Origin of the sequence: Skermanella sp. TT6 (assembly GCF_016653635.2) — a bacterium.
GTDB lineage: Bacteria > Pseudomonadota > Alphaproteobacteria > Azospirillales > Azospirillaceae > Skermanella > Skermanella cutis.
The window spans coordinates 2525892-2548912 of record NZ_CP067420.1 but is presented as its reverse complement, the minus strand read 5'-3'; the positions used below and the strand labels follow the sequence as shown (position 1 = coordinate 2548912).

At 66.2% G+C, this 23021-nt stretch carries 27 protein-coding genes; 21 read left to right on the top strand and 6 right to left on the bottom strand.

The window, feature by feature from the left end; all coding sequences use genetic code 11:
• Positions 1-5: 5 nt before the first annotated feature.
• Entirely contained in the window at positions 6-425 is a 420-nt protein-coding gene (locus IGS68_RS11990) for a rhodanese-like domain-containing protein (protein WP_201080249.1), read from the bottom strand.
• 76 nt (positions 426-501) lie between these two features.
• Positions 502-711, bottom strand: coding sequence for a hypothetical protein (locus IGS68_RS11985; protein WP_201080247.1), 210 nt, complete (start codon positions 709-711; stop codon positions 502-504).
• Between the two features lie 213 nt (positions 712-924).
• Here IGS68_RS11985 and sfsA point away from each other — a divergent pair, with 213 nt between their 5' ends.
• The 3 genes from sfsA to radC all read left to right on the top strand — a co-directional run bounded on the left by sfsA (position 925) and on the right by radC (position 3298).
• Complete coding sequence (gene sfsA / locus IGS68_RS11980) at positions 925-1647, top strand: DNA/RNA nuclease SfsA (protein ID WP_247881368.1); 723 nt, start codon at positions 925-927, stop codon at positions 1645-1647.
• A 17-nt stretch (positions 1648-1664) separates the two neighbouring features.
• Entirely contained in the window at positions 1665-2495 is an 831-nt protein-coding gene (gene map / locus IGS68_RS11975; protein ID WP_201080243.1) for a type I methionyl aminopeptidase, read from the top strand.
• A gap of 65 nt (positions 2496-2560) precedes the next feature.
• Entirely contained in the window at positions 2561-3298 is a 738-nt protein-coding gene (gene radC, locus IGS68_RS11970) for a RadC family protein (RefSeq protein WP_247881290.1), read from the top strand.
• A gap of 4 nt (positions 3299-3302) precedes the next feature.
• Here the strand turns inward: radC and IGS68_RS11965 are convergent, their stop codons facing one another.
• Complete coding sequence (locus IGS68_RS11965; protein WP_247881289.1) at positions 3303-4031, bottom strand: aldolase; 729 nt, start codon at positions 4029-4031, stop codon at positions 3303-3305.
• A gap of 146 nt (positions 4032-4177) precedes the next feature.
• Between IGS68_RS11965 and IGS68_RS11960 the strand changes: the two genes are divergently transcribed.
• Positions 4178-5371 carry a response regulator gene (locus IGS68_RS11960; protein ID WP_201080237.1) on the top strand — a complete coding sequence of 398 codons (1194 nt, stop codon included), beginning with the start codon at positions 4178-4180 and terminating at the stop codon, positions 5369-5371.
• A 25-nt stretch (positions 5372-5396) separates the two neighbouring features.
• Here IGS68_RS11960 and IGS68_RS11955 read toward each other — a convergent pair whose 3' ends face one another.
• Positions 5397-5564 carry a CsbD family protein gene (locus IGS68_RS11955; protein WP_247881288.1) on the bottom strand — a complete coding sequence of 56 codons (168 nt, stop codon included), beginning with the start codon at positions 5562-5564 and terminating at the stop codon, positions 5397-5399.
• Between the two features lie 161 nt (positions 5565-5725).
• On the opposite strand from IGS68_RS11955, the gene purB reads away from it, so the two are divergent.
• A complete protein-coding gene (gene purB / locus IGS68_RS11950) occupies positions 5726-7021 on the top strand; it encodes an adenylosuccinate lyase (protein WP_201080235.1) in 1296 nt (431 codons plus the stop codon).
• A 54-nt stretch (positions 7022-7075) separates the two neighbouring features.
• Here purB and IGS68_RS11945 read toward each other — a convergent pair whose 3' ends face one another.
• Positions 7076-7396 carry a DUF1476 domain-containing protein gene (locus IGS68_RS11945; RefSeq protein WP_201080233.1) on the bottom strand — a complete coding sequence of 107 codons (321 nt, stop codon included), beginning with the start codon at positions 7394-7396 and terminating at the stop codon, positions 7076-7078.
• Between the two features lie 108 nt (positions 7397-7504).
• Between IGS68_RS11945 and IGS68_RS11940 the strand changes: the two genes are divergently transcribed.
• From IGS68_RS11940 to rarD, 16 genes are all read left to right on the top strand, one after another.
• Positions 7505-8260, top strand: a complete 756-nt coding sequence (locus tag IGS68_RS11940) for an NRDE family protein (RefSeq protein WP_201080231.1) — start codon at positions 7505-7507, stop codon at positions 8258-8260.
• Positions 8261-8411: 151 nt separating this feature from the next.
• Positions 8412-9176: a phosphoribosylaminoimidazolesuccinocarboxamide synthase gene (gene purC / locus IGS68_RS11935; protein ID WP_158045432.1), complete on the top strand. Its 765-nt coding sequence runs from the start codon at positions 8412-8414 to the stop codon at positions 9174-9176.
• Between the two features lie 31 nt (positions 9177-9207).
• Positions 9208-9450 (top strand): phosphoribosylformylglycinamidine synthase subunit PurS, encoded by a 243-nt coding sequence (gene purS / locus IGS68_RS11930; RefSeq protein WP_201080229.1) that lies wholly within the window; start codon positions 9208-9210, stop codon positions 9448-9450.
• Positions 9447-10118 carry a DNA-3-methyladenine glycosylase family protein gene (locus IGS68_RS11925; RefSeq protein WP_201080227.1) on the top strand — a complete coding sequence of 224 codons (672 nt, stop codon included), beginning with the start codon at positions 9447-9449 and terminating at the stop codon, positions 10116-10118. The genes purS and IGS68_RS11925 overlap by 4 nt, the downstream gene beginning before the upstream one ends.
• 40 nt (positions 10119-10158) lie before the next feature.
• Positions 10159-10791, top strand: a complete 633-nt coding sequence (locus IGS68_RS11920) for a YceI family protein (protein WP_201080225.1) — start codon at positions 10159-10161, stop codon at positions 10789-10791.
• A gap of 326 nt (positions 10792-11117) precedes the next feature.
• Positions 11118-12251: a TRAP transporter substrate-binding protein gene (locus IGS68_RS11915; RefSeq protein WP_201080223.1), complete on the top strand. Its 1134-nt coding sequence runs from the start codon at positions 11118-11120 to the stop codon at positions 12249-12251.
• An 81-nt stretch (positions 12252-12332) separates the two neighbouring features.
• Complete coding sequence (locus IGS68_RS11910) at positions 12333-12974, top strand: TRAP transporter small permease subunit (protein WP_201080221.1); 642 nt, start codon at positions 12333-12335, stop codon at positions 12972-12974.
• A gap of 3 nt (positions 12975-12977) precedes the next feature.
• Positions 12978-14333: a TRAP transporter large permease gene (locus tag IGS68_RS11905; RefSeq protein ID WP_201080219.1), complete on the top strand. Its 1356-nt coding sequence runs from the start codon at positions 12978-12980 to the stop codon at positions 14331-14333.
• A 4-nt stretch (positions 14334-14337) separates the two neighbouring features.
• Positions 14338-15687 (top strand): amidase, encoded by a 1350-nt coding sequence (locus IGS68_RS11900; RefSeq protein ID WP_201080203.1) that lies wholly within the window; start codon positions 14338-14340, stop codon positions 15685-15687.
• A gap of 10 nt (positions 15688-15697) precedes the next feature.
• Positions 15698-15877, top strand: coding sequence for a hypothetical protein (locus IGS68_RS11895; RefSeq protein ID WP_201080201.1), 180 nt, complete (start codon positions 15698-15700; stop codon positions 15875-15877).
• A 141-nt stretch (positions 15878-16018) separates the two neighbouring features.
• Entirely contained in the window at positions 16019-16708 is a 690-nt protein-coding gene (gene purQ / locus IGS68_RS11890) for a phosphoribosylformylglycinamidine synthase subunit PurQ (RefSeq protein WP_201080199.1), read from the top strand.
• On the top strand, positions 16705-18918 hold the full coding sequence (gene purL, locus IGS68_RS11885) for a phosphoribosylformylglycinamidine synthase subunit PurL (RefSeq protein WP_201080197.1): 2214 nt from the start codon (positions 16705-16707) through the stop codon (positions 18916-18918). Before purQ ends, purL begins: the two co-directional genes overlap by 4 nt.
• Positions 18919-18946: 28 nt before the next feature.
• Entirely contained in the window at positions 18947-19186 is a 240-nt protein-coding gene (locus IGS68_RS11880; protein WP_201080195.1) for a BolA family protein, read from the top strand.
• Positions 19187-19253: 67 nt separating this feature from the next.
• On the top strand, positions 19254-19592 hold the full coding sequence (grxD, locus tag IGS68_RS11875) for a Grx4 family monothiol glutaredoxin (protein ID WP_201080193.1): 339 nt from the start codon (positions 19254-19256) through the stop codon (positions 19590-19592).
• Positions 19593-19779: 187 nt separating this feature from the next.
• Positions 19780-21147 (top strand): methyl-accepting chemotaxis protein, encoded by a 1368-nt coding sequence (locus tag IGS68_RS11870; RefSeq protein WP_201080191.1) that lies wholly within the window; start codon positions 19780-19782, stop codon positions 21145-21147.
• A gap of 88 nt (positions 21148-21235) precedes the next feature.
• Positions 21236-22180: an EamA family transporter RarD gene (gene rarD / locus IGS68_RS11865; protein ID WP_201080189.1), complete on the top strand. Its 945-nt coding sequence runs from the start codon at positions 21236-21238 to the stop codon at positions 22178-22180.
• A gap of 81 nt (positions 22181-22261) precedes the next feature.
• Here rarD and rpsD read toward each other — a convergent pair whose 3' ends face one another.
• On the bottom strand, positions 22262-22876 hold the full coding sequence (gene rpsD, locus IGS68_RS11860) for a 30S ribosomal protein S4 (RefSeq protein ID WP_158045417.1): 615 nt from the start codon (positions 22874-22876) through the stop codon (positions 22262-22264).
• Positions 22877-23021 lie beyond the last annotated feature (145 nt).

Below are 23021 nucleotides of genomic sequence, written 5' to 3'. Positions count from 1 at the left end.
GGCTGTCAGCCCTGGGTCCAGGGCAGGCCGGACCGCTTCCAGCCGGCGACGGTGCCCCGGTGGCCCTGCTCGTCCTTCGGCCCCTCGAAGCCGTCGGCGATGTTGAAGACCCGGCCATAGCCGTTCTCGGCGGCCAGCTTGGCGGCGGCCGTGCTCCTGACGCCGGAGCGGCAGAGGAAATAGACCTTGTCCTCCGGCTCCACCCCCTCCATCCGCAGCTTGTGCAAGAAGTCGGAATCGACTTCCATGCCGGGATAGACCTGCCACTGGATCCGGACCGGCTGCTTGCCGATGGACGACATGTCCGGCTGACCCACGAACGACCATTCGGGCGCCGTCCGGACATCCACCAGCTTGGCGGAGGGATCGGCCTTCAGCGCTTCCCAGACGTCCTCAGGCTGCACGTTCGGAATGTCTTCGCTCATGGTTCCAGGTTCCCCCTTGCGGATCGTGACCGGCCAGCGGGCCGGCCAGCCACTCTCGGGACGGTTCGGCGGACCGTCAAGCGCGCATCATGGCACGGCCGGACCGCAGCGACGTTTCCAGGCGGCGCGCCTCGCGCTCGGCCTGGGCGGGGCTCTTGAAGATGCGGCCTTCCAATGCCCGTGCCGCGGCATCGGAGGCGAAGAATCGATAACCGCCGTCCTGCAGGACGACGACTCCGACGGCGGTTCCGGCCGTCTCGATGATGAAGGCGGGTGCTGTGGACATACTCAACTCCGAGAAGCCGCGTCGAGCGCGGCAGCGGTCTAACAACGGGATCGGGTTTACGTTCCGTTCCGAAACTTTCGAAAGGCATAGGCGTGCGAAAATGGGCGGGGCGCCCGGCGAGGATCCTTGCCGTTCCCCGACCGGGGCGGCTAGAAGACCGGGACCATGACGCTCCACACCGCGACGCTCTCCACCGCCCCGTCCCTGCCCGGCATCCAGTTTCCCGCAGCATTGACCGAAGGGCGGCTCATCCAGCGGTACAAGCGCTTCCTGGCCGACGTGGCCCTGCCGGACGGCGCCGTCGTCACCGCCCATGTGCCGAATTCCGGTGCCATGCTCGGCCTTCAAGCCCCCGGGTCAAGGGTCTGGCTGTCACGGTCCGACAACCCGGCGCGGAAGCTGGCCTACACCTTGGAGCTGGTCGAGGCCGACGGCCGCCCGGTCGGGGTCAACACGGGTCATCCCAACGCCGTCGCCGCGGCCGCGATCCGCGCCGGCGCGATCCCCGAGCTTGCCGGTTACGCGACGGTCCGGCGAGAGGTCAAATACGGCCGCAACTCCCGCATCGACCTGCTGCTGGAGGCCGACGGGCGTCCGGCCACCTATGTCGAGGTCAAGAACGTCCATCTGCGGCGCGCGGACCGTCACGGCGGGACCGCCGCGGAATTCCCCGACTGCGTCACCGCGCGGGGCGCCAAGCACCTGGTCGAGCTTGCGGACATGGTCGCCTTGGGATGCAGGGCGGTCATGCTGTATCTTGTGCAACGCGCGGATTGCGACCACTTCCGAGTCGCACGGGACATCGACCCGGCCTACCATCGGGGTCTGATCAGTGCGCGTACTGCCGGCGTCGAGGCGTTGTGCTATTCCTGCACCGTCACCCCGGAGGCGATCCTGCTGGGGCGGTCTCTCCCGGTGCATCTTGAACTTGCTTGAAACCCTATGGAACCAGAATGACCAGAGCTGAAGCCGCCCAGACCGACGACCTTGATTCCAACCGGATCCGTCTGCATGGGCCCGAGGATTTCGCGGGCATGCGCAAGGCCGGTCAGCTGGCCGCGGCGACGCTGGACTTCATCACGCCCCATGTCGCGCCCGGCGTCACCACGGGCGAGATCGACGCCCTGTGCGAGACCTTCATCCGCGACCACGGAGCCGTGCCGGCCCCCCTGGGCTATCGAGGATATCCCAAGGCCACCTGCATCTCGATCAATCACGTCGTCTGCCACGGCATCCCCGGCGACAAGCGGCTGCGCGACGGCGACATCCTGAACATCGACATCACCGTCATCCTGGACGGCTGGTTCGGCGACACCAGCCGGATGTACCTGGCCGGCGACGGCGTCAGCATCAAGGCGCGAAAGCTGGTCGACGTCACCTACGACTCGCTGATGCTCGGCATCGCCGAGGTCAAGCCGGGCGCCACACTCGGCGACATCGGCCACGCGATCCAGAAGTTCGCCGAGTCCCACCGGTTCTCGGTGGTGCGCGACTTCTGCGGCCACGGCGTGGGCCGCGTCTTCCACGACGCGCCGTCGGTGCTGCATTTCGGGCAGCCGGGCCGCGGCACCGTGCTCCGCGAGGGCATGTTCTTCACCATCGAGCCCATGATCAACGCCGGCCGGTACGACGTGAAGATCCTGTCCGACGGCTGGACCGCGGTCACCAAGGACAAGAGCCTGTCGGCCCAGTTCGAGCATTCCATCGGGGTCACCAAGGACGGATGCGAGATCTTCACGCTCTCGCCGGCCGGGTACACCAAGCCGCCCTACAACGCCGGCTGACAACCCGCACGCGACACGCCTATAGTTCGGCATGCCATCGCATGCAGAACTGTCGCGAGGATCGCGTGAACGATACGGAACCGGCCAGAATCGATGACGCCCCGGCGGCCGGGACACTGGAGGGCGGGGGGCCCGGCCATCTCGGCCACCGCGACCGCCTGCGCACCCGGTTCCTGACGGCGGGTGCCGACGCGCTCCAGGACTACGAGCTGTTGGAGCTGCTGCTGTTCGCGGCATTGCCCCGGCGTGACGTCAAACCGCTCGCCAAGAGTCTTCTCCGCGCCTTCGGCGGCCTTTGGGGCGTCCTTACCGCCCCGCCCGAGTCCCTGCGCCGCCAGTTTCCCAAGCTGAGCGACGGCACCATCGCCGCCCTGACGGTGGTCGGCGCGGCCGCGCTGCGCATGACCCGGCAGCAGATCATGGACCGGCCGGTCCTCAGCACATGGCAGCGCCTGCTCGATTACTGCCAGGGAAGCATGGCGCACCTGCCGACGGAGCAGTTCCGCCTGCTGTTCCTGGACCGCAAGAACGTGCTGATCGCCGACGAGGTCCAGCAGCGTGGCACCGTGGACCATACGCCGGTCTATCCGCGCGAGGTGATCAAGCGGGCACTCGAACTGGGCGCTTCGGCCATCATCCTGGTCCACAACCATCCCAGCGGCGACCCGACGCCGAGCCGGGCCGACATCGAAATGACGAAGGAGATCGCCCGGGCCGCCGCCGCGCTTGGCCTGCAGATCCACGACCATCTCGTGATCGGCAAGGGCAAGCACAGCAGCTTCAAGGCGATGGGCCTGCTCTGAGGCCTCAGGAGGCGTAGTCCGGCTCCTCCCGGTCGAGGATACGGAGCAGCGCCGCGAAATGCCGGTCGGAATTGTCCTCGCCGGCGATCTGGAGCGCCACCTTGCGCGCCAGGTCGTCTGGCACCCGCTTCATCGGCCGGCCGGTCGACATCGCGAGTATCTGGTTCTGGCAGGCCCGCTCCAGGTAGTACATGGTGTCGAACGCGAAGGCCACGCTGTGGCCGATCACGGTCACCCCGTGGTTCGCCATGAACATGACCTGGCGGTTGCCCAGGGCGCCGCAGATCCGATCGCCTTCCTCCTCGTCCAGGGCCAGTCCGTTGTAGTCGTCGTCATAGGCGATCCGGTCGTAGAAGCGCAGCGCGTTCTGATTGACCGGCTCCAGCCGTCCGCCCTCCAGCGTGGTCAGCGCGGTGGCATGGGGCATGTGGGTGTGCAGGATGCAGCGGGCCTGGGGAACGCCGCGGTGCAGCCTGGAATGGATGAAGAAAGCCGTGGGTTCGGGCGGCTCGCCGCCGCCCGCGACCGAGCCGTCCGGCTCGACCAGCAGCAGGTCGGACGCGCGGATCTCCGAGAAATGCATGCCGTGCGGGTTCACCAGGAAACGGTCACCGGAATCGCTGACGGCGACGCTGAAATGGTTGCATACCCCCTCATGGAAGCCGAGCCTCGCCGCCCAGCGGAACGCCGCGGCCAGTTCCACGCGCATGCGCCGGATTTCTTCGCTTTCCATCCTTGTCCCTCCCTTAGCCGTTGTAACGCCGCCCCTCCGGGGTGCGGTCGATTCTCCCAGGCAGCAGTAATTGAGAAACCGCGTGACGCCCAACTCTGCTATAAGGCGTAACTCCATACCTTTCGGATTATCCACAAGGCCCCTGCATGAGCGAATTGGATTTCCGCGATGCCCGCGTGCTGATCATAGACGATCAGGAAATGAATATCGCGATGCTGTCGGGCATGCTGAAGAAGCATGGATTCCGTCAGCGTTTCTCGGCGAACGACCCTTTCGTCGGCATCGAGATGTTCCAGCGGATCGCCCCTCACCTCGTGCTGCTCGACATCGAGATGCCCGGCCTGGACGGCTATGGGGTGCTGGCCCGGATCCGGGCGATCAGCCCCGACGTGATGATCCCCGTGATCGTGCTGACGGCCCACACGGAACAGGCCGTGCGGCTGAAGGCGATCGACGCCGGGGCGAGCGACTTCCTGACCAAGCCGTTCGACGGGATGGAGGTCATCGGCCGGGCTCGGAACATGTCGATCCTGGGCATGATGTCCCGCCGCATAGCCGACGAGAACCGGCGGCTTGACGAGGCGGTCCGCGCCCGGACGGCCAAGCTGGAACAGATGGTGGAGATCCTGCGCACCGCGGAATCGGCACTGTCCGCCAAGGTCAGCGCCGCCGACGAGTCGACGGCCCTGATGCGCAACCTGGCTTCGCGGGGTGCGCGGAGCTTCGCCGCCCTGGCCGACACCATCATGGAGACCAGCTTGGCGAACGCCGGCGAAACACCGGAATGGCTCGCGGTGAGCGGGATCGCCGAGCGGATCAAGCTGACAGCGGAGGAGATCGAACTGGTCGCCGATGCCGCGCGCCGCGACCTGACGGTGTCGCGCCAGCGAGTCGATCTCAAAGCGGCGGTCAACGCGGCGGTGGCCGCGGTCGCCGGGACGGCGGAAGCCCGGAAGGTGTCCCTGTCGGTGGACCTGGAGGCGGCTCCCGCCGCGGTGATCACGGACAAGAGCTGGTTCGGCGTGGCGGTCCAGCGGGTGCTGGCCGAAGCGATCGACTGCACGCCCGCATCGGGCGCCGTGAGGGTTGCCTGGGAGGAGTCGGGCACCGGCAGCGGCTGGCTGTCCGTCACCGACGGCGGCCCTCCGGTCGTCCTGGCGCAGCCGCGCGAGCTTGCCATGCCTTTCGACGTCCGGCGGGTCCAGCCGGCGGCGCGGGACGCGCGCACCGGCCTCGGTCTCGCGATAGCGGCAGCCCTGAGCCAGATGATGGGATCCGACCTGGAGATCGCCGGTACGGGCGAAGGTGCGGTGTATCGCATCAGGCTGGCGTCGGAGTGATGCCCGACCTGGAAGATCGAGCGACTTACAGTCTGTCCTTGAGGTTTCCGACGCCCTTCTGGACCTTGCCTTCGGCCTTGTCGAGGTTTCCCTCATCCTTCAAGGCCTGGTTTCCCGTCAGATTGCCGAGCTCCTTCTTGATGTCGCCTTTGATGTCCTTTGCCGCGCCTGCGATCTGGTCCCGATTCATCATCCACTCCTTGGTTTCGTCGGATGAGAACCAAACCGCCGACGGAACTTTTTGTTGCCGGACCGGGAAAATCGATTCGGACTTCGCCCTATGGCGGATTCCGGCCGCGCCCGCTATGGTCGCCCCGTCACCCGCTGCCCTGCCGCTGCCCTGAGAGATGAACGATGATTCCGCGCTACAGCCGCCCGGAAATGGCCCGTATCTGGGAGCCCGAGAACAAGTTCCGCATCTGGTTCGAGATCGAGGCGCATGCCTGTGACGCCCAGGCCGAGCTGGGCGTGATCCCCCGTTCCGCCGCCGAGGCCGTGTGGCAGAAGGGCAAGTTCGACATCGCCCGGATCGACGAGATCGAGCGCGAGACCAAGCACGACGTCATCGCGTTCCTGACCAACCTGGCGGAATATGTCGGTCCGGACGCACGATTCGTGCACCAGGGCATGACCTCGTCCGACGTGCTGGACACCACCCTGGCGGTCCAACTGACCCAGGCCTCCGACCTGCTGCTGGCCGACCTGGACGCGCTGCTGGCTGCCCTGAAGCGCCGCGCGATCGAGCACAAGGACACGCCGACCATCGGCCGCAGCCACGGCATCCATGCCGAGCCGACGACCTTCGGGCTGAAGCTGGCGGGGCACTACGCCGCGTTCGCGCGCAACCGGGAACGGCTTGTCGCCGCCCGCGCGGAGATCGCCACCTGCGCCATCTCCGGGGCGGTCGGCACCTTCGCGAACATCGATCCGTATGTCGAGCAGTATGTCGCGGGCAAGCTCGGGCTGGCGGTCGAGCCGGTCTCCACCCAGGTGATTCCGCGCGACCGCCACGCCATGTTCTTCGCGACGCTGGGGGTGATCGCCTCCTCGATCGAGAATCTGGCGACCGAGGTTCGCCATCTCCAGCGCACCGAGGTGCGCGAGGCGGAGGAGTATTTCTCGCCGGGGCAGAAGGGGTCGTCGGCGATGCCGCACAAGCGCAACCCCGTCCTGTCCGAAAACCTGACCGGACTGGCGCGCCTGGTCCGTGCCGCCGTCACGCCGGCGCTGGAGAACGTGGCGCTCTGGCACGAGCGCGACATCTCCCATTCTTCGGTGGAGCGGGTGATGGGGCCTGATGCCACCATCGCGCTGGACTTCGCCCTGGGGCGCACGATCGGCATGATGGAGAAGCTGGTCGTCTATCCCGAGCGGATGCGCCGGAACCTGGACGACCTCGGCGGCCTCGTCTTCTCGCAGCGCGTGCTGCTGGCGCTGACCCAGGCGGGCATGAGCCGCGAGGGCGCCTATGTCGCCGTCCAGCGCAACGCCATGAAGGTGTGGGAGAGCGGCGGAAGCTTCCTGCAGAACCTTCAGAACGACGCCGAAGTGACGAAGCACATCGACGCCGACTCGCTCGCCGTGCTGTTCAATATGGCTTACCACACGAAGCACGTGGACACGATCTTCAAGCGGGTCTTCGGCGAGTGACGGGCGCCGTCGGCTGCCGGCCCCTTCCAGGGGGACCGGCTTGGCCGGACGGCCTTACTGCGTGGTGATTTGCTGGCGCGCGACCTGGAGCAGCTGTTCGGCTTCCTTTTCGACCCGATGCCGGCTGATGTCGATGCCGTGCCGTTCCAGGTCGGTGCAGACCCGCCGGACGATGTCGGCGGGGCCGGCTTCCTCGAAGTCGGCATCGACGATGGCGCGGGCATAGGCGTCGGCCTCCGGCTTCTCGAACTTCATCTGGTCGGCCGCCCACAAGCCCAGCAGCTTCGCCCGGCGGACCTGGATCTTGAACAGCAATTCCTCGTCGTGCTTGAACTTGTTCTCGAATGCTCTTTCGCGCTCTTCAAACGTGGTCATTCGACCTTCTCCCCAGTTGACTGGCACCAGGCGACCGGCGACGGATGGATCGCTGCCCTGCCGGTGGCGGTTCTGTCTCCTACATAATGGCAAAGTGGACGGACGACCATGTGCTCTATCGTCATTCTACGCCAGCCGGGCGCGACATACCCGCTGATCATCGGCGGCAACCGCGACGAAATGGCGGGCCGGCCCTGGAAGCCGCCGGCCCGCCACTGGCCGGAGCGGCCCGACGTGCTCGGCGGGATCGACGAGCTGGCCGGGGGAAGCTGGCTCGCGCTGAACGACACCGGCGTGGTCGCGGTGGTGCTGAACCGCATGGGGACCTTGGGACCCGAACCGGGCAAGCGCAGCCGCGGCGAGCTGGTGCTGGACGCCCTGGACCACGCCGACGCGGCGGACGCCGCCGGAGCGCTGGTCCATCTCGACCCGGCGGCCTATCGGCCTTTCAACCTGGTCGTCGCCGACAACCGGGACGCCTTCTGGCTCACCCGGCGCGCGGACGGTACCCGCATCGAGATCGAGCGGATTCCCGAAGGCGTGTCCATGGTCACCGCCAACGACCTGAACGACGACTCGAGCAACCGGATCCGCTTCTACCGCCCCCTGTTCGCCCATGCGTCGGTTCCCGATCCGGCCGGGGGCGACTGGAAGGACTGGGAGAAGCTGCTGGGCAGCCGGATCTGGGACGGCGACGCCGGGCCGCGGGGCGCCATGTGCGTGGTCACCCCGACCGGCTTCGGAACCACCAGCAGCGCGTTGCTGGCGCTGCCGTCCGCCGATCACCCGGAAATCGAGCCGGTTTTCCGGTTCTGTCCGGGACGTCCCGACGAAACCCCTTGGGAGGAGGTCGATCTCTCGTGAAGGCGCATTCCGGCCGACCGAGGTCCCGAGCCGCACGCGGAGGCTCCGCATCCCGCCTCCATTGTGCTAAACGTCGTTGCTTGCTATATCAGCAACCATATTACCTGGACCGGTCCGTATAATCCGGTCCTGCCACTTCCGGAAGCCCATCATGACGCGACGCAGGCGGATCTACGAGGGCAAGGCCAAGGTTCTGTTCGAAGGACCGGAGCCTGGCACTCTGGTTCAGTATTTCAAGGACGACGCGACCGCCTTCAACAATCAGAAGCGAGGCATCATCACGGGCAAGGGGGTCCTGAACAACCGGATCTCGGAATACCTGATGACCAAGCTGGGGGAAATCGGGGTCCCCACGCACTTCGTGCGGCGCCTCAACATGCGCGAGCAGCTGGTCCGCGAGGTCGAGATCATTCCGATCGAACTCGTGGTCCGGAACGTCGCCGCCGGCTCCCTGTCGAAGCGATTCGGGATTCCGGAAGGAACCCAACTCCCGCGCTCGATCATGGAATATTATTACAAGTCCGACGAGCTGAACGACCCCATGGTGTCGGAGGAGCATATCACCGCGTTCGGCTGGGCCACGCCCCAGGACCTTGACGACATGATGGCCCTGTCGCTTCGGATCAACGACTATCTCTCCGGCCTGTTCCTCGGCATCGGCCTGAAGCTCGTCGACTTCAAGGTCGAGTTCGGGCGCCTGTGGGAAAACGACGAGATGCGGATCGTGCTGGCCGACGAGATCAGCCCCGACAATTGCCGGCTGTGGGACGTCAAGACCAACATGAAGCTGGACAAGGACCGGTTTCGCGAAGACCTCGGCCGGGTCGAGGAGGCGTACCAGGAAGTGGCGCGCCGGCTGGGTATCCTGCCGGAGGGCGGTCCCGGCGATTTCAACACACCGAAGCTGATGCAGTAGCAGCTCACGCGTTCTCGAAGGCAGATCGATCATGAAGGCAAATGTTCACGTCACCCTGAAACGTGGCGTTCTCGACCCCCAGGGCAAGGCGATCGGCCACGCGCTGCAGTCGCTGGGCTTCGACGGTGTGGACGAAGTCCGGCAGGGCAAGTTCATCGAGCTGGACCTGGCCGAGACCGACCCGGAAGCCGCCCGCAAGGCGGTGGAGGCCATGTGCCAGAAGCTTCTGGCGAACACCGTGATCGAGGACTATCGCATCGACCTCGTCGGTTGAGTCCCCACGACAGCGCGGTAGGATCCCTGCTCTCCCGGGACCCGCTGTTCCGGCGGTGCCTTGAGGCCGGTGGACCGCTGCCCGAACCCCTGCCTCGGACTCCTTCCGGCTTCCCCGGACTGCTGCGCATCATCCTGGAGCAACAGGTCTCGACCCTGGCGGCCGAGGCCATGTGGCGGAAACTGTGCGCTGCAGCCGGGACGCCGACGCCGGACGCGGTGCTGGCGCTGCCCGACGAGACGCTGAAGGCCTGCGGCTTCAGCCGTCAGAAGATGGTCTATGCGCGCGGCCTCGCCGGCGAGGTCGCCTCCGGCCGGCTGGACATGGATCGGATAGACCGGCTGCCGGACGACGATGCGCTGGACGCCCTGGTCCGCGTGAAGGGCATCGGCCGCTGGAGCGCGGAGATCTACCTGCTGCTCGTGCTGTGCCGGCCCGACATATGGCCGGTGGACGACCTTGCGATCGCCGTCGGGCTGCAATGGCTGCTCGCCCGCGAAGCCCGACCCCCGCGCGACGAACTCCTGGCGCTGGGCGATCCCTGGCGCCCCTACCGAAGCACCGCGGCCCGCCTCGTCTGGCATTACTATCTCTCTGTCGCGCCGGAACGGCGACGGCGTGCTCGCGGCGCGCAGGCACTGGCAGCGGACGACATTTCGCCTAAATAACGTCGGGCAAGGCCGCAGGACAACAGGCAGGGAGGAAAGAATGATCACCCCCACGACCCGGAGCGTCCGGCGCTGGGCGATCGGCGCCTTCGCCCTATCGGCTTCCCTGGCCCTGTCGCTGCCGGCCGGCGCCGTCCCGCGCGACTACAGGATCGATCCGGAACACGCGTCGTTCGGCTTTCTCGTCTCCCACATCGGCTATGCCGACGTGCTCGGCATGTTCCGCGACATCGCCGGCAGCTTCCGCTTCGACGAGGAGACGCAAGCCATTTCCGACGTGACGGTGACGGTCAGGACCGCCAGCGTCTTCACCAACCACGACAAACGCGACGAGCATCTGCGCAAGGAAGACTTCTTCTGGTCCGACCGGCATCCGGAGATGACCTTCGTCATGACCTCGGCGCAAAAGACCGGCGAGCGGACTGGCAAGATGACCGGCGACCTCACCCTGCGCGGAGTCACCCGGCCGGTGACATTCGACGTCACCCTCAACAAGATCGGCGAGTACCCCTTCGGGGGAGGGCTGTTCGGCAGGCCGAACTACGTCGCCGGAGTCTCCGCCCGCGGCACCATCCGGCGAAGCGAATGGGGCATGGTATACGGGACGGACAACGGCTGGGTCGGAGACGAGGTGCAGTTGATCATCGAGTTCGAGGGCATCCGCCAGAACTAGGGATCGCCCGTCGGCCGACGGGACTCCCCTCCCCCACCGCTCGTTCCAGGATGGCAGGCTCGGCATGAATGAGCAGCCGGCCTCGCCACCTGTAATTCAATTCTCCGCGTTAATGTTATCTTAAGTATTGCTGCGCACCGCCAGTTTTGGATGTGTAGATGCGATACCTGTTGACGCTTCCAGACCTTCGTTTATGCTACCGGCCCAGGGAAGAACCGCTCCTCGGCAGCCTTCGTCCAGTAACAATGGCGCTGGTCGGACGGTTCTTCGCTTATGCAGCACAAGAATAATCATCCGGACAAAAACTTGGTGTAGGGAGGATGAACATGAAGACCGAAGAGACCACGGTATCGCGCCGCAAGTTTCTGCGCACGGGCGCCCTGGGGGCGGGTGCCGCCGCCGGAGCCCTCGCCGCTCCCGCCGTCGTGACTGCCCAGTCCCCGACCGTGCTCAAGATGCAGACCTCGTGGCCATCCTCGGACATTTTCCAGGACATGGCGAAGCAGTATGTCGAACGCGTCGAGGCCATGTCCGGCGGGCGCCTCAAGATCGACCTGCTGCCCGCAGGCGCCGTGGTCGGCGCCTTCCAGGTCCAGGACGCCTGTCACGACGGCATCATCGACGCCGCCCACACCGTCCCCGTCTACTGGTACGGCAAGCACAAGGCGGCGTCGCTGTTCGGCACCGGCCCGGTCTGGGGCGGCAGCGCCACCAACCTGCTGGCCTGGATCCACAAGGGCGGCGGGCAGGAATTCTACCGCGAACTGACCCAGGACATCCTGGGGCTCAACGTCGTCGGCTTCTTCGGCTTCCCGATGCCGGCCCAGCCGCTCGGCTGGTTCAAGAAGGAGATCGCGGGAGCCGGCGACGTCAACGGCCTGAAGTACCGGACGGTCGGCTTGGCCGCCGACCTCATGCAGGCCATGGGCATGCGCGTCACCCAGCTCCCCGGCGGTGAAATCGTCCCCGCGATGGAGCGCGGCGTCATCGACGCGTTCGAGTTCAACAACCCGACCTCCGACATGCGTTTCGGCGCCCAGGACGTGGCCAAGAACTACATGCTGTCCTCGTACCATCAGGCCAGCGAGTCGTTCGAGTTCATCTTCAACAAGGACCGGTTCGAACGGCTCGACAAGGACCTCCAGGCGATCCTTCGCTATGCCGTCGAATCGGCGAGCACGGCGAACACCGCCCTGGCTCTCGACCAGTACTCGGCCGACCTGCAGAAGCTGCAGAAGGAATCGGGCGTCAAGGTGGTCCGCACCCCGTCGGAAGTCCTGAACAAGCAGCTGGAGGCCTGGGACAAGCTCATCCCGCAGCTCGAAGGCGATGCGTTCATGAAGCGCGTGATGGACAGCCAGCGCGCCTGGACCGAACGCACCGTGTTCTACCAGCTGATGAACGATCCCGACTACAAGCTGGCCTTCAACCACTATTTCCCGAGCAAGATCGCCCTCTGACCGGCAGGGCTCCGACTTTGACGCCGGCGCGGTCCCTGACCGCGCCGGTGCCTGTCTGGGCTTGAGGCTTGGGAGAAATCCATGATCCGGTACATCGAGTTTGCCGATCGCCTGTCCGCGTGGATCGGCAAGGCGTTCGCATGGTCGATCGTCGTCATGACGTTCGGCGTCAGCTACGAGGTTTTCGTCCGTTACTTCCTCGATAATCCGACGACCTGGGCGTTCGACATCACCTACATGATGTACGGCGCCCTGTTCATGATGGGCGGGGCCTATACCCTGTCGCGCGACGGGCACGTGCGCGGCGACTTCATCTACCGGCTGTGGCGTCCCCGGACGCAGGCGACGGTCGAGCTGGTGCTTTACTTCCTGTTCTTCTTTCCCGGCATCATCGCGCTGATCCTGGCGGGCTGGAAATACGCCTCGCGGTCCTGGCGCTATGCCGAGGTCAGCGTGATGAGCCCGGCCGGTATCCCGATCTTCCAGTTCAAGTCGATCATCGTGGCCGCCGGCATCCTTCTCCTGATCCAGGGGATCGCCCAGGTCTTCCGCTGCATACTCTGCATCCGGACGGGCGAATGGATGCGGGCCCGCGACGACGTCGAGGAAACCGAGACGGCGCTCGCGAAATCCGTCGCGACCGACAGCCTTCCCCATGCGTCGGAGGCGGTGGACGTCGTCACGCCCATGCACCACAAGAACAACGGCGACAGGCGGGGCTGATCCATGTCCGATCCACAAGTAGCCCTGCTGATGCTGGGCTCGTTCCTTTTCGTGATCCTGCTAGGCTTCCCGATCGCCTTCACCCTCATGGCGATGGGCGTCGGGTTCGGCTACTACGCCTATTATGACGCCGAGCGGATGCGGACGATCTTCGACAACCGCATCTTCGACCTGTTCGTCAACCAGACCTATTCGGTCATGGCGAACGACGTGCTGACCGCCGTCCCGCTGTTCCTGTTCATGGGATACGTGGTCGAACGGGCCAACATCGTCGACCGGCTCTTCCATACGATCTTCATCGCGGCCCGCCGCCTGCCGGGCTCGATGGCGATCGCGGCGCTGATCACCTGCGCCCTGTTCGCGACCGCCACCGGAATCGTCGGCGCGGTGGTGACGCTGATGGGCCTGCTGGCGTTCCCGGCCATGCTCAAGGCGCGATACGACACCAGCTTCGCCTCCGGCGTGATCTGCGCGGGCGGAACGCTCGGCATCCTGATCCCGCCGTCGATCATGCTGATCGTCTACGCCGCGACGTCGGGCGTCTCGATCGTCCGGCTGTACGCGGGCGCGCTGCTGCCCGGACTGATGCTGGCGGGGCTTTACCTGGTCTATGTCGTGATCCGTGCCGTGCTTCAACCCTCGGTCGCTCCCAAACCGCGGGACGAGGACATCGGCGACGTGCCGATCGGCAAGCTGATGGTCATGCTCGCGACCTCTTTCCTCCCGCTCGCGGTGCTGATCCTGTCGGTGCTGGGAGCCATCCTCTTCGGTCTGGCCACCCCATCCGAAGCGGCGGCCATCGGCGCGCTGGGCGGCCTCGTCCTGGCGGCGGCCTACGGATCGCTGACCTGGGACCGGTTGAGGCAGTCGGTCTACCTGACCGTCCGCACATCGGCGATGGTCTGCTGGCTGTTCGTGGGGTCCTGGACCTTCTCTTCCGTCTTCTCCTACCTGGGCGGCGAAGGAGTCATCACCGAGTTCGTCACCGGCCTGGACCTGACCCCGCTGCAGTTCCTGCTGCTGGCGCAGCTGATCATCTTCCTGCTCGGCTGGCCGCTGGAGTGGTCGGAGATCATCATCATCTTCGTGCCGATCTTCCTGCCGCTGCTGCCGCATTTCGGAATCGACCCGCTGTTCTTCGGAATCCTGATCGCGCTCAATCTTCAGACCTCTTTCCTGACCCCGCCCATGGCGATGTCTGCCTATTACCTGAAGGGGATCGCGCCGCCCCATGTCCAACTCGTCCAGATCTTCAAGGGATGCATGCCGTTCCTGTTCCTGGTGTTCTTGTCGATGATCCTGCTCTACATGTTCCCGCAGATCGCCTATTTCCTGCCCAACCTCGTCTATGGTCAGTAACCGAATGACTGCGAACCTGGAACTGACGCGCCTCGCCGCCGGCGACCTCCGCCACCGGATCAACCGGGGCGAGATCCGGGCCGTCGAGGTCGCGGAAGCCCACCTGGAAGCCATCCACGCGCGGGAGGGGGAGGTCCGGGCCTGGACCTTCCTCGATCCCGACCATGTCATGCTCCAGGCGCGGATGCTCGACAGCCTGCGTTCCTCCGGACGGCCGACCGGGCCGCTCCACGGCATCCCGGTCGGCGTGAAGGACATCATCGACACCCGCGACATGCCGACCTGCAACGGCACGCCGCTGGATGCGGGCAGAAGGCCGCAGGAAGACGCCTTCATCGTCTCGCGGCTCCGGGAGGCCGGGGCCATCGTGATGGGCAAGACGGCCACGACCGAACTGGCCGTCATGAATCCCTGCGACACCCGCAATCCGCACGATCCCGGGCGGACGCCCGGCGGCTCTTCCTCCGGGTCGGCGGCGGCTGTCGCGGCGTCGATGGTGCCTCTGGCCATCGGCACGCAGACCAACGGATCCGTGATCCGCCCGGCGTCGTTCTGCGGCGTCGTGGGCTACAAGCCGAGCCGGGGCACGATCTCGCGGCGCGGCGTTCTGGTCCAGTCGCCGGCGCTGGACAGCGTCGGCGTCTTCGCCCGGAGCGTCGATGACGCGGCCCTGCTGGGCGATGTCCTGGCCGTCTACGACGAGCGCGATCCCGCCATGCGGCCGACGGCCCGGCCGCAACTCGCGGAAGGCGCCGCCGCGCCGCCGCCGCTGGCGCCGGTGCTGGCCTTCGTGCCGTCCCCCGTCTGGGACCGAGCGGAACCGGCGACCCGGGAAGCCTTCGGCGAACTCCGCGACGAGTTGGGCGACGGGATCGACCAGGTCGACCTGCCGGAGCCGTTCGACCGGGCGCACGGACTGCACAGGACGATCATGCTGACCGACATCGCCCGCAACTTCTCGCGCTATGCCGAGCGGGGCCGGGACCAGCTCAGCCCGCTGCTCCAGGGCATGATCGACGAGGGGCGCACCCTTCTGGCCGTCGACTACTCGCTCGCCCTGGATTGGACGGAAGTCCTGAACAGCGCGCTCGACCGCATCTTCGACCGGTACGACGCGATCGTCACGCCGGCTACCACGGGCGAGGCCCCGGTGGGCCTGACCACGACCGGAGACCCGGTCTTCTGCACCATCTGGACCTATTGCGGCGTCCCGGCGATCACCCTGCCCCTCCTCCAGGGGGAGAACGGATTGCCGGTCGGGGTCCAACTTGTCGGCCGGCGCGGCGGGGATGCCCGGCTCCTGCGGACCGCGAGTTGGCTGATGCGCCGCTTCGGCATCGTCACACCCCAATGAGGATCGAGGCATGAGGATCATCGACAGCGTTCTCGCAGTCCTGGGGCTGGCCGGCTTCGCCGGGTTCCTGGCCATCGTCGCGGCCTATGTGCCGGAGCCGGTGCTGATCGTCATCTTCGTCGCCTGCGTGGCGATGGCGGCATACGACTTCGCCCAGGAGATCATGAGGAAACGGTACGGCCGCAGGTGACTTCGGGGCCTTTGGCGACGGCGGCAGCCCTTCGGCAGGGCTGCCCCGCGTCCGCGGGCTTGCAATGGCGGGGCCGGCTCTTTAGTGTCTGCCGCAATTGCCGCTGGGGCATCATCTCCAAGGAAGTTGCTGAAGCGCCTCATGAAGGCCGCCGTCATTGTATTCCCCGGCTCCAACTGCGACCGCGACGTCAGCGTCGCTTTGGAGCACGCCACGGGCGCCAAGCCCGCCATGGTCTGGCACCGCGACAGCGACCTTCCCCCGGTCGATCTGATCGTCGTTCCGGGCGGATTCTCCTACGGCGACTATCTGCGCAGCGGCGCGATGGCCGCCAAGTCCCCGGTGATGCGCGAGGTTGTGGCCCGGGCCAGGGCCGGCGTCCGCGTGCTGGGGATCTGCAACGGCTTCCAGATCCTGACCGAGGCGGGCCTGCTTCCCGGCGCGCTGATGCGCAACGCCGGGCTGAAGTTCATCTGCCGGACGGTCGACCTGCGGGTCGAGAACGCGGAGAGCGCCTTCACCTCGGCCTTTTCCAAGGGGCAGGTCGTCCGGTTCCCGGTCGCCCACCACGACGGCAATTACTTCGCCGACTCCGACACGCTCGCCCAGATCGAGGATGCCGGCATGGTGGCCTTCCGCTACGTGGCACCCGGCGGCGTGATCGACGCTTCGGGCAACCCGAACGGCTCGGCCAACGCCATCGCCGGGCTGTTCAACGAGACCCGCACCGTGCTGGGCATGATGCCGCACCCCGAGCGGGCCTTTGAGCCGCTGCACGGCAATACCGACGGCAAGGCCCTGTTCGACGGATTGGTGGAGGCCCTGTCGTGACCACGAACTCCCGCAAGGAACCCGCCGTCACCGCCGAGTTGGCCGCGGAGCACGGGCTCTCCCCCGACGAATACCAGAGGATGCTGGAGATCGTCGGCCGGTCGCCGTCCTTCACGGAACTGGGCATCTTCTCCGTCATGTGGTCGGAGCACTGCTCGTACAAGTCGTCTCGGGTCTGGCTGAAGAAGCTCCCGACCAAGGCGCCGCATGTCATCTGCGGCCCGGGCGAGAATGCCGGGGTGATCGACATCGGCGACGGACAGGCCGCCATCTTCAAGATGGAGAGCCATAACCACCCGTCCTTCATCGAGCCCTACCAGGGGGCGGCCACGGGCGTCGGCGGGATCCTGCGCGACGTCTTCACCATGGGCGCGCGGCCGATCGCGAACATGAACGCGCTGCGCTTCGGCAGTCCCGACCACCCGAAGACCCGCCATCTTATCTCGGGCGTGGTCGCCGGGATCGGCGGCTACGGCAACTGCGTCGGCGTGCCGACCGTCGGCGGCGAAACCAATTTCCACCCGTCCTACAACGGCAACATCCTGGTCAACGCGATGACCGTGGGCCTTGCCGAGACCGACCGCATCTTCTACTCGGCCGCCGCCGGCGTCGGCAATCCGGTGGTCTATGTCGGCTCCAAGACCGGCCGCGACGGCATCCACGGCGCCACCATGGCGTCGGCCGAGTTCACCGAGGACAGCGAGGAGAAGCGTCCGACCGTCCAGGTCGGCGACCCCTTCACCGAAAAGCTGCTGATCGAGGCCTGCCTGGAGCTGATGGCGACCGACGCCATCGTGGCGATCCAGGACATGGGTGCCGCCGGCCTCACCTCCTCCTCGGTGGAGATGGCCGACAAGGGCGGCCTCGGCATCGAACTGGACCTGGACACGGTGCCGCAGCGCGAGACCGGCATGACCCCGTACGAGATCATGCTGTCCGAGAGCCAGGAGCGCATGCTGATCGTCCTCAAGCCGGGCCGCGAGGATCTGGCGAAGGCGATCTTCGACAAGTGGGAGCTGGACTTCGCCGTGATCGGCCGGGTCACCGACAGCGGCCGCCTCGTCCTGAGGATGCACGGCGAAACCTACTGCGACCTGGAAGTGGGTCCGCTGGTCGATCGCGCGCCCGTCTACGAGCGCCCGTGGGAACCCACGCCGCCGCAGGCCGACATCGACGCCGCCGAGGTTCCCCTGCCCGCTCCGGCCACCGAGATCCTGCACCGCCTGGTCGGCAGCCCGGACCTGGCGTCGCGCCGCTGGATCTGGGAGCAGTACGACAGCCAGGTCGGCGCCGACACGGTCGCGGCGTCGGGCGGCGATGCCGCCGTCGTGCGCGTCCACGGGACGAACAAGGCGCTGGCCATCACGACCGACTGCACGCCCCGCTACTGCTTCGCCGACCCCGTCCGCGGCGGCGCCCAGGCGGTTGCCGAGGCGTGGCGCAACCTGACCGCGGTCGGCGCCAAGCCGCTCGCGATCACAGACAACATGAACTTCGGCAATCCGCAGAAGCCGCGGATCATGGGCCAGTTCGCCGGGTGCATCCAGGGCATGGCGGACGCCTGCACCGTGCTGGAATTCCCGGTCGTGTCGGGCAATGTCAGCCTCTACAACGAGACCAACGGCGAGGCGATCCTGCCCACTCCGGCGATCGGCGGCGTCGGCATCCTGCCGGACGCGGCGCTGGCCGTCTCCCTCGCGTTCAAGGCGCCGGGCCAGGCGATCCTGCTGGTCGGCGAGACGCGGGGCCATGTCGGTCAGTCGCTCTACCTGAGGGAGATCCATGGCCGCGAGGAAGGCTCGCCGCCGCCGGTCGACCTTGCGGCCGAACGCCGCAACGGCGATCTCGTCCGCGACCTGATCCTCGACCGCGCCCTTACGGCCTGCCACGACGTCTCGGACGGCGGCCTGCTGGTCGCCTTGGCGGAGATGGCGATGGCGGGTCGGATCGGCGCCTCGATCGACCTGCCGGACGACATGGACGCCGCCGGATTCCTGTTCGGCGAGGACCAGGGACGCTATGTCGTCACCACGACCGACGCGGAAGTCGTGATCTCGCGTGCGGAGGCGGCCGGGGTGCCGGTGCGGCGCCTCGGCGCGACCGGCGGCGCCACGTTGACACTCGGTGCGGGTGACGCCATATCGGTTGATGGCCTTAGAACGGCACATGAAGCCTGGCTGCCGTCGATCATGGCAGGCGGTGCGGATTAAACCCACAAGCTGAGCGGGAAGGCTGAAAATGGCGATGGACGCGGCTCTCATCGAGAGCTTGATCAGGGAAGGCATCCCCGATGCCGAGGTTCGCATCGAGGATTTGCGTGGCGATGGCGATCATTACGCCGCGTATGTCGAATCCGCCGCTTTCAAAGGCAAGACGCGCGTTCAGCAGCACAAGATGGTTTACGACGCCCTGCAGGGCCGCATGGGCGGGGAACTCCACGCCCTGGCCCTGCAGACCAGCGTTCCCAAGGACGCCTGATTGACCTCCAACGCCGGTTCCCACCGCCGGTCGCCCCGAACGGTCGAATTCACGAGGATATCGAGAGATGGATAACTCCGTAGCAGAGCGGATCAAGAGCGACATCGAGAGCAACGACGTCGTCCTCTACATGAAGGGCACCCCTGTTTTCCCGCAGTGCGGTTTTTCGTCCGCCGTGGTCCAGGTGCTGACCCACCTGGGCGTCAAGTTCAAGGGGATCGACGTGCTGGTCGACCCGAGCCTTCGGGAAGGCATCAAGACCTTCAGCAGCTGGCCGACCATCCCGCAGCTCTACGTGAAGGGCGAGTTCGTCGGCGGCTGCGACATCGTCCGCGAGATGTACCAGACCGGCGAGCTTATGGAGATGCTGAGCTCCAAGGGCGTGGACGTTCAGGTCAAGGCCTGACCGCGCTCCGTCCTCGCAGAGACTTCAGGGAAAGGGCTCCGCAGGCGGAGCCCTTTTTCATGCCCGCATCCAAGTTCCCGGAAAAAACCCGCAGCCGCCTTTTGACATACATCTTCGTTAAGCCGGCGGTAATGCTTAGCACGCGAAAGTCCTGACCGAGTAAAATAAAAGGGAAAAGGACTTGGTCATGGCACGCGGTTCGGCTACGGCGCTTACCGGCGGTTTCGTTCGGGGTCTGACGCTGCGGTTCGTGGGATCGGCTGTCGCCTATGCCTTGCTCGGCATCGGGGTCGTCGGCGCCTCCATGTCGGTTCTCGTCCTCCTGGGCCTTCGCCGCTTCACGCAGGATTGGACTTCACTGATGGCCGAAGCGCGGCTTCCGGGTGCCGAGAGCCTGACGTCCACCGTCTCCCTGATGTCCTTCCTGGTGACCTGGGGAAGCGTGGCGACCATCTGCACGCTGATATCGGTGGGCCTGTTCTTCCTGTGGTTCACGCGGAGCCGGGTCGTCAACCCGCTGATGCGGCTGACCGGAGCCATCGACCAGTTGGCCGGGGGCCAGTCCACCGTCACGATCCCCTATGCCGCCCAGCATGACGAGATCGGCGTCATGGCGCGAGCCGTCCTCGTGCTCAAGCAGAACACGGTCGAAAAACTCCGTTTGGAGGCCGAGCAGGCTGCCCTCAAGCAGCAGTCCGAGGCGGAGCGACGGCGCGTGCTCGGCGATCTCGCGGGCCGCTTGGACGAAAGCATCGGCCAAGTGGTGGAGACCCTGTCCGGGGCGGCCACCGCGTTGCAGTCAAACGCCCAGTTGATGCTGAATTCCTGCGACGATGCCCGTGAGCGTTCGTCGGCCATCGCCTCGACCTCGAAGACCTCGTCCGCCAGCGTAGAAAGCTTGGCCTCGGCCGCGAACGCCCTATCGGACAGCATCGCCGATATCGAGCGCCAGACCGGAAAGGCAACGACCATCGCCCGCACCGGAATGGACCAAGTCGCCGCCACGAACGACGTGGTGGCCGGACTGAACGACACCGTGCGGGAGATCGGCCAAGTGGTCGGCATGATCGGCGAGATCGCGGCACAGACCAACCTGCTGGCGTTGAACGCGACGATCGAGTCCGCACGGGCCGGCATGGCGGGCAAAGGTTTCGCCGTCGTGGCGAGCGAGGTGAAGAACCTTGCCGGACAGGCCGGACGCGCGACCGAGGAGGTGACCCAGAAGATCCACCAGATCCAGGAGGTCACCGGCAAGGCGGTCGCGACCATGAGCAGCGTCGCCCAGACCATCGAGCAGATCGGCGGCATCGTCACCGACATCGCATCGGCCGTCGAGCGCCAGAGCAGCGCCGCCCGGACGATCGCCCACAATGTGGATACCGCCTCCGACGGGACGCGGCGGGTATACTGCGACATAGAGCGGGTCGCTTCGGCCACCGAGAATTCGGGGCGGACAGCCGACCAGGTGATGTCCTCGGCCCGCTCGGTCAACGACAAGGCCAGGGATCTGCGCGTGACCGTGGACAGTTTCCTGCAGAAATTGCGCAGCGCCTGACCTGTCCGGGCGCGTCGCAGGTCAGTCATGCCCACGGTGCAGGGCGTCCGATGCACCGGTTGGTCTGCTGCCGTGTTAAGCAGCGATCATGTCCGAATCGCCTCTCGCCAACACCGGCAGCCCTCGCGTGGCCCGTAACGCGCGCGCTCCCGTCGATCCCGCCGTTTCCGGCGTGCTGTACGCACTCGGCGCCTTCCTGGTCTGGGGCGTCGCCCCGATCTTCTTCAAGGCGCTCCAGCCGGCCACTCCGGTCGAGATCCTGTCGCACCGGGTGCTATGGTCGCTGCTGTTGATGATCGTCCTCGTGCTGGTGATGCGCGACCCGCGCGATGTTCTGACCGCCCTGTCCAGCTTCCGGCGCGTCGGCATTTTCGCCCTGACCACCTGCCTCGTCACGACGAACTGGCTGCTTTTCATTTGGGCGGTCAACAGCGACCATATCGTCCAGACCAGCCTGGGCTACTACATCAACCCGCTGGTCAACGTGGTGCTCGGCGTGCTGTTTCTCGGCGAGCGGCTCAATGCAAAGCAGATGCTTTCGGTCGCCCTCGCGGCGGTCGGCGTCACCAGCCTCGTGGTCAGCCTGGGCGAACTGCCCTGGGTGTCGCTGACCCTGGCGACCACCTTCGGTTTCTATGCCCTGATCCGCAAGAAGGCGGCCATCGATCCTCTCGTCGGACTGCTGATCGAGACGGCGATGCTGACGCCGTTCGCGGCGATCTACCTGATCTGGATCGGCGCTGCGGGCACGGGGGTCTTCACCCTGGACAATCCCGGGCTGGCGGCGCTGCTGGCCGTGTCCGGCGTGGTCACGGCGCTGCCGCTGATCTTCTTCAACTTCGGCGCCCAACGCCTGAAACTGTCGACCATGGGGCTTATGCAGTACATCTCGCCGACACTCCAGCTGGCGATCGGCGTGCTTCTGTTCGGCGAAGACTTCACGCCGGCCCATGCCATCGCTTTCGGGCTGATCTGGCTGGCGCTGGCGATCTACAGCACCGACGCCTTCCTGATGCACCGGGCGCGGAGATAAGGCTCTACCCGGCCGGGGTGGGCATGAAAAAAGGGGCGCCGGCTCGAGCCGGCGCCCCTTTCGTCTTTCAGGCCGCGAAGATCAGCGGCTGTAGTACTCGACCACCAGGTTGGGTTCCATCTGGACCGGGTACGGCACGTCGGCGAAGGCCGGGGCGCGGACGAAGGTGCCCTTCAGGGCCGAGGTGTCGACGTCCAGATAGTCGGGGATGTCGCGCTCACCGGAAGCGATCGCTTCCATGACCAGCGCCATCTGCTTCGACTTCTGCTTGACCTCGATCACGTCGCCGTCCTTGACTTGGTAGGACGGGATGTTGACGCGCTTGCCGTTGACCCGGACATGGCCGTGGTTGACGAACTGGCGCGCGGCGAACGGGGTCGGCACGAACTTCATGCGGTAGACGACGGCGTCGAGCCGGCGCTCCAGCAGCTGAATCAGGTTCTCGCCGGTGTCGCCGCGGCGGCGGACGGCCTCGGCATAAAGGCGGCGGAACTGCTTCTCGCCGATGTTGGCGTAATAGCCCTTCAGCTTCTGCTTGGCCATCAGCTGCAGGCCGAAGTCGGACGGCTTCTTGCGCCGCTGGCCGTGCTGGCCGGGGCCGTATTCACGACGGTTGATCGGGCTCTTCGGACGACCCCAGAGGTTGACGCCCAGACGGCGGTCGATCTTGTACTTGGACTCTTGACGCTTGCTCATACGCTATCGCTTTCGACGCTGTTTGTTGTCCCAATAGGTCCTGCCGGTCGGATGGTCTTGAAGGACTTGATCGACCGCGGACGGGGCGTTACCGCATGCACGCCCGCCTTCTTGGGAGGAAGCGCCGCACTATACGGCCCGGGAG